12 protein-coding genes are annotated in these 9,753 nt (G+C 39.1%); 9 read left to right on the top strand and 3 right to left on the bottom strand.

Annotated features, from left to right (window positions below; genetic code table 11):
* Positions 1-268: 268 nt before the first annotated feature.
* On the bottom strand, positions 269-544 hold the full coding sequence (locus CBG10_RS00380) for a hypothetical protein (RefSeq protein ID WP_003666104.1): 276 nt from the start codon (positions 542-544) through the stop codon (positions 269-271).
* A 196-nt stretch (positions 545-740) separates the two neighbouring features.
* Between CBG10_RS00380 and CBG10_RS00375 the strand changes: the two genes are divergently transcribed.
* Positions 741-950: a hypothetical protein gene (locus tag CBG10_RS00375; protein ID WP_094511297.1), complete on the top strand. Its 210-nt coding sequence runs from the start codon at positions 741-743 to the stop codon at positions 948-950.
* 160 nt (positions 951-1,110) lie between these two features.
* Entirely contained in the window at positions 1,111-1,422 is a 312-nt protein-coding gene (locus CBG10_RS00370) for a hypothetical protein (protein WP_094502244.1), read from the top strand.
* 46 nt (positions 1,423-1,468) lie between these two features.
* On the opposite strand, the gene CBG10_RS00365 is transcribed toward CBG10_RS00370, so the two are convergent.
* Positions 1,469-2,002 (bottom strand): GNAT family N-acetyltransferase, encoded by a 534-nt coding sequence (locus CBG10_RS00365; protein WP_094502245.1) that lies wholly within the window; start codon positions 2,000-2,002, stop codon positions 1,469-1,471.
* A 226-nt stretch (positions 2,003-2,228) separates the two neighbouring features.
* Between CBG10_RS00365 and CBG10_RS00360 the strand changes: the two genes are divergently transcribed.
* The 7 genes from CBG10_RS00360 to CBG10_RS00330 all read left to right on the top strand — a co-directional run bounded on the left by CBG10_RS00360 (position 2,229) and on the right by CBG10_RS00330 (position 9,087).
* Positions 2,229-3,761 (top strand): gluconokinase, encoded by a 1,533-nt coding sequence (locus CBG10_RS00360; protein ID WP_094511295.1) that lies wholly within the window; start codon positions 2,229-2,231, stop codon positions 3,759-3,761.
* 6 nt (positions 3,762-3,767) lie between these two features.
* Entirely contained in the window at positions 3,768-5,078 is a 1,311-nt protein-coding gene (locus CBG10_RS00355; RefSeq protein ID WP_225361553.1) for a gluconate:H+ symporter, read from the top strand.
* Between the two features lie 79 nt (positions 5,079-5,157).
* Positions 5,158-6,174 (top strand): LacI family DNA-binding transcriptional regulator, encoded by a 1,017-nt coding sequence (locus tag CBG10_RS00350; RefSeq protein WP_094511293.1) that lies wholly within the window; start codon positions 5,158-5,160, stop codon positions 6,172-6,174.
* 51 nt (positions 6,175-6,225) lie between these two features.
* Entirely contained in the window at positions 6,226-7,755 is a 1,530-nt protein-coding gene (locus tag CBG10_RS00345) for a gluconokinase (protein ID WP_094511292.1), read from the top strand.
* Between the two features lie 179 nt (positions 7,756-7,934).
* A complete protein-coding gene (gene amaP / locus CBG10_RS00340) occupies positions 7,935-8,480 on the top strand; it encodes an alkaline shock response membrane anchor protein AmaP (RefSeq protein WP_003666094.1) in 546 nt (181 codons plus the stop codon).
* A gap of 14 nt (positions 8,481-8,494) precedes the next feature.
* Positions 8,495-8,686 (top strand): hypothetical protein, encoded by a 192-nt coding sequence (locus CBG10_RS00335; RefSeq protein ID WP_003666092.1) that lies wholly within the window; start codon positions 8,495-8,497, stop codon positions 8,684-8,686.
* Positions 8,687-8,703: 17 nt separating this feature from the next.
* On the top strand, positions 8,704-9,087 hold the full coding sequence (locus CBG10_RS00330) for an Asp23/Gls24 family envelope stress response protein (protein WP_065869075.1): 384 nt from the start codon (positions 8,704-8,706) through the stop codon (positions 9,085-9,087).
* A gap of 166 nt (positions 9,088-9,253) precedes the next feature.
* Here CBG10_RS00330 and CBG10_RS00325 read toward each other — a convergent pair whose 3' ends face one another.
* Positions 9,254-9,748 (bottom strand): GNAT family N-acetyltransferase, encoded by a 495-nt coding sequence (locus tag CBG10_RS00325; protein ID WP_019251597.1) that lies wholly within the window; start codon positions 9,746-9,748, stop codon positions 9,254-9,256.
* Positions 9,749-9,753 lie beyond the last annotated feature (5 nt).

Here is a 9,753-nt window from a genome sequence, read left to right as displayed (position 1 = left end):
CAGTTACTTTGGGTGGATTGAGTAATGGTCCTTTACCAAATCTTGCATAAATTCCCACCCAAATTTGGAAATCATATTCAGCAATCCCGTATTTATGCCTAACTGATGCTAAAGTAACATTACCGTTGGCATATTCTTCAACAGCTTTAAGTTTAGTTTTAACGCTAATTTTGGTCATATAAAATACCCCCAGAGTTGATTTCCAACTCTGGGGGTACACGTCAGCCTCAAAATGCAGCATCAGCTCTTTTAATCTAGTCAATTTTAATTATCCCTTGTAAATAGGTTGATATGATCCCCGTAAAGTGATCTTATCAAGTCCGTTATCGAGGTTGTACTTGTCGTCGCTAAGCTTCTTTTCTCGGTAACCTGCCCGTGAAAAAGCTTCGACTAAGCGCGCCATAAATTCTTGACCACCTTCTGCAGTTTCATAAATCATGTGGTCAATGTATTGTGGCATATTTGTACTCTTCCGCAATAAAGTGATTAAGTATACCTGCTTATCAGTCTTGTTAATTTCTGAGGTATTTTGCATCAATGACATATCTATTTCCTCCTATTCAATCCAAGAATTCTCTTCCTACTCATATTATAAATTATGTACAGGATTAGTCAAAACTGTTTATCAAAAAAATGAGCGAAAACACGAATAAGTTAATTAGAAAATAAGTGCCCTCCTGTAAAATATAATAATATTTTTACCCTAACCCTGTAATTTTCGTTAATTAAGTGTTACTATAATGGCGAAAGGAAGCATAATCATGGAAATTAATGCAGATGCTCTTAAGAACTTCCAAGATTCGAAGTTCAATTTTGTAGATGCAAATGGTAATGACGTAGACTTTGATAACTTGGACGAAAGTGTAAAGTACACTCTTCGTGATGGTGAAATAGTTGTTGAAGATGATATGCATGCCAAGGACGTTGTTGATACCATTAATAATGAATAGGGTAAGACAATGAACGTTTAATTTCTTGATATGTAGAATTAAAAATAGGTTCCTATCACTCAATCTTTGATAGGGACCTACTTTTTTACTATCTAAATTGCTTCTCTTGCCCAAGAGTTCTAAAATTAGAGATAAATTGAAAGATAAGGGGCTCTTATTTATGATGAACATTTTATTAATCATCTTAACAGCAATTTTTATTATCGAAAGTATTTTTGAAGTTCGTTATTTTTACCAAATTCGGACCATTTTTAATCAATCTGGCCGTATTGAACCTACTAAACGAATTCAGCGAATCGTCACAATTGAAACTCAGTGGTCATGGATTTCATGGATCTTTTTACTCTTACTGTTCGTTTTACCAGACATGTATACCGCTATTCTCATCTGTGTCATTACCCTTATTGAAACATGGGTAGTCTATGAACTTTACAACGCTCGCGAATATGCTAAGAAAATTAATGAAAAATAGTGAAATTAAAGAGGAAGGTGTTACAAGATCAATGCCTTCCTCTTTTTTATGCTACACGCACTTTTGTTAACAGTTCATAAACATAAGACAACTCACTTGGACGAAAAGCGCCATGGAGGGTTCCCACTTTTTTAAAGCCGCTCTTAGTTGCGATCCGTTGCATTGCCATATTATTTTCATTTGTACTTAAACGAATTGATTTGATCTCTGGACGTTTGGTCTCCAAATACTCAATCAAACTCAAAAATAATTTGGATGCATATCCTTTTCCTGCATGCCGTGAATGAATAGCTACGCGGTGGATTACAACATAATTTTCAGTATTAATTAGCCATTCCCCGTTGAGTTTATCATAAAAATGATCCGGTGCTTCAATAATTGCTAACGTGCCAACTGTTTGTCCATCATCTGCTTTAACGAGATAAGCATAACCATTCTCAATATCTTCTTTTACATGGGTAACATTCGGGTAATCCCCCTGCCATTGATCAACGCCCCGCTCAGCTAACTGGTTACGTCCATCACGTAAAATATCTACTACTACATCTAAATCTGCTATTGTTGCTTTCCGGATTTTCATTGTAATCCCTCCTTAAAATCGTTACTTATAGCTAAACCATAACAAATTAAGCAACCAATAGTATCACACCTCGAGATTCATATGCAATTACTTTTTATTTTTAAATTTAGGAAATCGATAAACTAATCTTAAATAAACTATTAACATCTCTTACATACAGCATTATATCATTAGGTGTAACGATAAACTAAAACGATTTCAAATAAATAAAGGGAGAATTAATACAATGAATTATTTTATCGGTGTTGATGTTGGAACTACTTCTACAAAGGCAGTTCTATATGACCAAAATGCAACTGTGTTAGACCAATTTAGCCAAGGTTATTCCCTTTACCGCGATGCTAGTGGAATGGCTGAACAAAACCCAACTGCAATTGTCGAAGCAGTCGAAAAGGTTATTCATGATGCGGCACAAAAAGCAGATTTAACAAACGGAAGATTGTTAGCGGTATCATTTTCCAGTGCTAACCAAAGCGTGATTATGCTCGACAAGAATTTCAATCCCCTTTCACGGGTCATCACTTGGACTGATACACGTGCACGTGATGTCGCCAATGAATTAAAAAATAGTCCAGCCGGTCAGCAAATTTATGCTAAAACAGGTACACCTATTCATCCAATGTCCCCATTGACCAAGATTATGTGGCTCAATAAGACACAAGCAGATAAGGTTGCCCAAACTGCATATTTTGGCGATATCAAATCCTACCTCTTCCACCAGTTTTTCAATACGTTTAAGGTTGATGTTTCCATCGCTTCATGTACCGGAATGATGAATGTCAATACGTGTGACTGGGATGATCAAGCATTGGAACTCGCTAATGTCGATCGTTCCCAATTACCAGAAATCGTGAACGGAATAACCCAAGCGATTGGCCTAACAGCAGCGGCGCAAGCAAAAATGGGTATCTCCGCTGACACGCCATTTGTCTATGGTACTTTTGACGGTGCTTTATCTAATTTAGGTGTGGGGGCAATTAAGCAAAATACTGTTGCCATTACGATTGGGACTTCCGCTGGTGTGCGGGTTGTAACTGACCATCCAGTAATCGATCCTCAGCAACGACTTTTCTGTTACGCCGTAGATAAGGGCTTATGGGTCATCGGCGGTCCGCTTAATAATGGTGGCGATGTCTATCAGTGGGCTGTTGAGCACTTAGTTGACGCTAGTGCAGTTAAAAATGAAAATATTGATCCTTACACTCTTGCTAACCAGGTTATTGAAGGTGTTCCTGCTGGAGCTCACGGTTTGCTTTTCCACCCATTCCTTGGCGGTGAACGGGCACCATTATGGGATGCAAATGCGCGTGGTAGTTTCTTTGGACTTTCCCACATTCATACCCGTGCCGATATGCTGCGCTCAGTAATGGAAGGAATTTGTATGAATATTGCAACTGTTTTCCAAGCGGTTCGTGACCTTGTTGGTAATCCTGCAAGCATAACTGCAACTGGCGGTTTTGCGCGGGCTGAAGTTTGGCGGCAGATGTTAGCAGATATCTTAAACTGTCCAGTTAATATCCCGAACTCATTTGAATCTGGTTGTCTCGGTGCAATCACCATGGCAATGAAGAGTTTAGGAATGATTGAAAACTACGAAATTATTAAAACATTAATTGGTGATATCAGTTCTTATCAACCAAATCAAGATGCGGTTAATGTTTATCAAAATTACTTACCACTTTTTAAACAGGTCGAAGGATTATTAACACCAGCCTATTCGACTATCGCTAAATTACAACAACAATCTACTACTCATTAGGGGGTTATTATCTTAATTTTCATGATTGTTAAACTAAAGATGAACACTTTCGTTGGTTTAGTAATCACATCATTCATCGTTGGTTTGTTACTCGGCCTTCCACTTACAAAAATTGCTCAGACAATTGAAACTGGAATTGGGAGCCAACTAGGACACTTAGCGATCATCTTTGGGTTCGGTTCAATGCTTGGTAAATTAGTTTCTGATGCCGGTGGTGGCTATCGAATTGCAACAACGCTTATTAACAAATTTAGTCGGCGGTGGATCCAAGTTGCTGTTATCCTTGCCTCCTTTATCATTGGGTTAGTATTATTCTTTGAAGTTGGGCTTGTCGTTGTTTTACCGATTATCTTTATTATCGCCCGCGAGCTTGATATGCCATTGATGTATCTTGGTATTCCAATGGCAGCAATCTTAAACGTTACCCACGCTTTCTTACCACCACACCCTGCTCCAACTGCTATCACTGACATTCTTGGTGCAAACCTTGGACACGTCTTGTTACTTGGTATTTTAGCTGCAATCCCAACAATCATTATTGCTGGTCCAGTTTATAACTGGGTATTACAAAAAATTTATCCGCGTGTTTACCGTAAAAATATTGATATTTCAGTTCTTGGCGAATATAAAGAATTCAAGCTTGAAGAAACGCCGAAGTTCGGTATCTCCGTTCTAACTGCAATGATGCCAGTTATCTTAATTGCCGTCGCTACTATTTGTTCATTTATTTTCCCTAAGAACAATCCAGTTAATGAATTCATTCAATTTATTGGTGCTCCTGACCTTGCAATGCTTCTTTCATTAATCTTTGCAATCTTTACGATGGGACTATGGCGAAACAAGAAAATGGAAGAAATTTCAACTGCCCTTGCCGATTCAATCAAACAAATTTCTGTAATGCTTTTGATCATCGGTGGTGGTGCCTTCAAGCAAGTTCTTGTTGATGGTGGAATTTCTAAGTACATTTCTGGACTATTTGCTCAAACTAGCATTTCACCAATTCTAGCTGCTTGGTTAATTACTGCTTTATTACGGATGTCACTTGGATCATCAACGGTTGCTGCGATGACTGCTGCTGGACTTGTGGTTCCAATGACTCACCAATTTGGCGGTAACTCAATTATGGCAACATTAATGGTTCTTGCCATCGGTGCCGGTTCTGTCTTTTGTGGACACGTTAATGATACCGGTTTCTGGATGATCAAAGAATACTTTGGCCTTTCATTAAAGGAAACTTTACTTTCGTGGACAACTTTAACTTTCGTCTTAGCACTCGCTGGGTTAGGAGCCGTCTATGCCATTTCATTATTTGTCTAAGTCAATTTAAGCGTCCTAGTGAATTAGCTAGTGACGCTTTTTGTATGGTTTGGTATTCTTAATAGTAGAACTAATAAGGATGATGAATAAACAAATGACGCAACATACTACTATCGCTGACGTTGCTAAAGCAGCTGGTGTTTCAGCGACTACCGTTTCACGTATTATTAATGGTCGTTATGATAAAATGCGCCCAGCAACGCGGAAACGAGTGGAAAAAGCAATTAAAGACCTTCAATTTGTTCCAACCGCTTCTGCACGACAGCTTCGCCAAACTCACAGTCACGTTGTTGGAATCCTCGTTGGAGATATTTCTAACCCCTTTTCATCTTTACTCGCCAAAGGGATTGATGATGTTTTACAACAGGCAGGCTATGATATCCTCCTCATGAATACGAATAACTCGCGGGAAAATGAAAGTCGTGCTCTTCAGCGTCTATATCAGCAACGAGTTGACGGAATTATTGTCCAGCCTAATTCCCGCCACTTTAGTCAATTTGCCCCTGCTATTCACAATGATATTCCCCTCGTGATTGTTGACCGTGAAGTTGATGACCAGCCTTCTACAGTTGGGAAGGTCACTTCTGCTAATCGTGATGCTTGTTATAACCTCGGTAAGATTCTTTATCAAAATGGTTATCAGAATATTTTAACTATCAGCGCGCATTTTGCAGAGGCATCGGGTCAAATCCCTCGAATTGCCGGTTTAAAGGTTGCTGCTGATAACGGGCTAAGCTATCACAATATTGAAACTCGAGGACATGATCGGCAGTGGCTTGCTAAAACGTTTCTGCAACAGTTAAATGAGCTTAAAGGCAAAACTGCTGTGGTTTCATTAATGGGGTCCATTTTATTTGACCTTTTAGCAATTTTTAAGGAACTAAACCTTTCCTTCCCTGAAGATCTTGGCTTAGTTAGCTTTGATGATTGGGAATGGTCGCAATATGTCGCTAATGGCATTTTTCTGTTGAAGCAAGATATGGAGCTAATGGGTAGCTTAGCAGCTAATAAACTTTTAACGCAAATCAACCAACAAAGCACCATCAGTTCCACTACCCTTTTACCAGTTGAAATCATTGCACACCAGTCACTTTAGCATATAATATTACAAAGAGAATTAAATTGAGTTTTAAAGGAGAAACAATAAATGAACTACTTAATTGGTGTTGACGTTGGAACCTCTAGCACAAAGGCCATTTTATATGATCAAAATGCACAGGTGATCACACAAGCTAATTATGGCTACGAGTTGCACCGCAATGCCGCGGGAATGGCAGAACAAGAGCCAGAAGAAGTAATCAATGCTGCTGAACAAGCTATCCATGATGTGGCTACGGCAGCTGATCTCAGTACGGGGAAACTACTAGCAGTTTCAATCTCAAGTGCAAACCAAAGCCTCCTCTTATTAGATAAAGATAAGAAGCCCCTTTCACGGTTAATCACCTGGGCTGATAGTCGAGCTCAGCGCGCGGCAGATAACCTCAAGATGATGACTGAAGGACAACAATTATATATGAAGACGGGGGTTCCTGTTCATCCCATGTCAACATTGACAAAGCTCCTTTGGTTAAGGGAAGACGAACCAAATTTATTTAGCCGTACAGCATATTTTGCTGATATTAAAGCTTACCTTTTCTATCGGTTATTTAATGAATTTAAGGTTGATATGTCAATCGCTTCCTCAACTGGCTTGATGAATCTAAAAACTTGTGATTGGGATGACCAGGCACTTCGGGTTACAGGGATAACCAAAGATCAACTGCCTGAAATTGTCGATGGAACAACCCAAGCAACTGGTTTAGTGCCCGAAGCCCAAGAAAAACTTGGAGTACCCGCTAATACGCCATTTGTCTATGGTGCTTACGATGGTGCCCTTTCAAATATTGGTGTTGGTGCGACCAAGCAAAATACAGTAGCAATTACAATCGGTACTTCCGCAGCTGTACGAGTGGTAACTGATCATCCTGTTATTGACCCAGAACGTCGCCTCTTCTGCTATGCTATTAATAAAGGATTGTGGGTCGTTGGTGGTCCGCTCAATAACGGTGGCGATGTCTATGAATGGGCAGTAAAACACCTTGTCGATAGTAGCGCCGTTAAAAACGAACAGGTAGATCCTTATACTTTAGCAAATCACGTTATTGAAGGAGTACCAGCAGGGGCACATGGACTTCTCTTCCACCCCTTCCTTGGCGGTGAACGGGCACCATTGTGGAATGCCAAAGCGCGCGGTAGTTTCTTTGGCCTTTCTCATATTCATACACGGGCTGATATGCTACGGGCAGTCATGGAAGGAATTAGCATGAATATTGCAACAGTCTTCCAAGCAGTACGGGCTTTAGTTGGCGAACCAGCGAGTGTTACCGCAACAGGTGGCTTTGCCCGCTCAAAAGTATGGCGCCAAATGCTTGCTGATATCCTAAACTGTCCGGTTAACGTTCCTGACTCATTTGAATCAGGCTGCCTTGGATCAGTAGTTATGGCTATGCAAAGTTTGGGAATGATCGATAGTCTTGATACACCACAAAAGTTCATTGGCAAGGTCAGTTCTTACCAACCAGATCCAACCGCAGTAAAAGTATATCAACGTTATACTCCACTCTTCCAACAAATTGAAGATATGCTTGCTCCTGCCTATTCTGAAATTGCCAAACTACAAGAACGCCAAAATAATTAAAGAATTAAAAATCGATCTTACATCGGAACATAATTGTAAGATCGATTTTTAATTATGACTATTCTGTTAATAGGTTCTTAATATTACCTTTAGCATTCTTATAATCAACGTAAAACGCTTTCTCCCATGTTATTATTAATTCATAGCAAAAAAACATTTATAGAAAGGAAGTGGTGCTAATGGCCGCATGGAAAAAATGGTGGGTTTCATTTGTGATGATGCTTCAGGTAATTATTGGAATCGTTGTCGTATCATTATGGTTTTATCGTGACCAAACTTGGACGATTCCAGTTAACGATTGGCTTCACAGCCCCATCGGTCAAAGTTTCTCAGCCGGAGTCGCAGTATTTTTAATCATCGTTGCTTTAACCGTAATAGCAATTGCCGTTTTTCGCCCAACAACGACTAAACAAATGACAATCGCTAAGGATGGTGCTAATAAAGTTCAAATTGATCAACATGCAGTTGAACATAGCTTAACTACTTCAATTGCTAAATTTGACCTTTACAATCCAGTAATTAAACTCAAGATGCACCGTAACAATCGCAACGCAGACGTCACCGTTCATGGAATGCTCTCTAAGAGGACCAATCCAAAACTAATTCATACAGTACTACTCCAGACAATTAAAGAAAACCTAAAACGAGACTTCGACATTGATCTTAATAAATTACACATTAAGCTAAGTCCCTACTCAAACAAAGAATCAGTCAACATTGTCTAAAAAGGAGGTACTATATGAAACTTGCTACAATTGGCGTTATCTTAGGACTGCTTATCAGCATTAGTTGGATTATGTGGGGCTTTTTCCCAATGATTGGCATTCTGTTAGCTGTCACTATCTTAGGCGGAATTGGCTATGTTCTTGATGCAAAAGGCTATTCATTAAATAAACTCGCGATAAAAATGTTAGATAAATTTGCCAACTAATTCAAGGAGGAATTAATATGACAACCACTACAAATAATAAAACAATTGATGAACAATTAACATTTGATGATCAAGTAATTGAAAAAATTGCTGGAATCACCGCTAGCAAAGTCCCTGGGATCCTTTCCCTGGATGGAAATATGTTTAGTGAATTAGCAGATAAAGTAACTTCCGGAAGCAATCCAACCAAGGGAATCGATGCTGATGTTGGTGAAAAGCAAGTTGCATTAAAAATGGAAGCTACCATCGAATATGGCAAAAGTGCTCCAGAAATTTTTAAGGCTGTTTGTTCTGAGGTCCAGCATGCAATCAATAAAATGACTGGCTTGAATTTAGTTAAATTTGAGTTACATATCAATGACGTTAAAACAAGAGAAGAAGTAGAAAAAGATACAAAATAAGGGAGCGAGCCAAGTATCATGGGCACCTTCGTTTTCAACATAGAGCCCCCATATATACAATATAGGCCTCCAGCGTTCGGCTTTACCGGGCGTTGGGGGCCTATTCTACTTGCTTCTTATTCTTATGGATGTGTTCGAACTTATACCACAACACTCTTTTTAATAATCATTTAAAATGACGTCCTAAAATAACTAAATCACGTTTAATCCCATCAAGCTCTGCTACTTGTGGTAAAAGGCCCCATTGAGTAAAACCAAATGATTTAAACAACTTTAGGCTTGGAATATTATGACCAAAAATATAAGCCACGATTGTATCAACTGTTAATTTAGGCAATTGACGAATAATAAATTCCATAGTTTTTGTCCCTACCCCTTGTTTCCGTAACCGTTGATCAAGGTAAATAGCAATTTCACTAGTATGATCATAGGCTGGACGACCATAAAAATGCTCAAGGGCAACCCACCCGCGAACCTCATTTTGATATTCAATTACCCAGATGGGATGATTTTCGTCAAACGCTTCAAACCACCCTTTCCGTTCGTCAACCGTTATCGGAGTAAGATCCGCAGTAGCTAACCGTGATGGAATAATTTGATTATAAATTTCAACAATTTTTGGTAGATCTTTAAGGGTCGCTTTTCGATATCCTAACTCCACTATAC

Source organism: Limosilactobacillus reuteri (assembly GCF_002254085.1).
GTDB lineage: Bacteria > Bacillota > Bacilli > Lactobacillales > Lactobacillaceae > Limosilactobacillus > Limosilactobacillus reuteri_K.
This window is presented reverse-complemented; position numbering and strand designations above follow the sequence as displayed.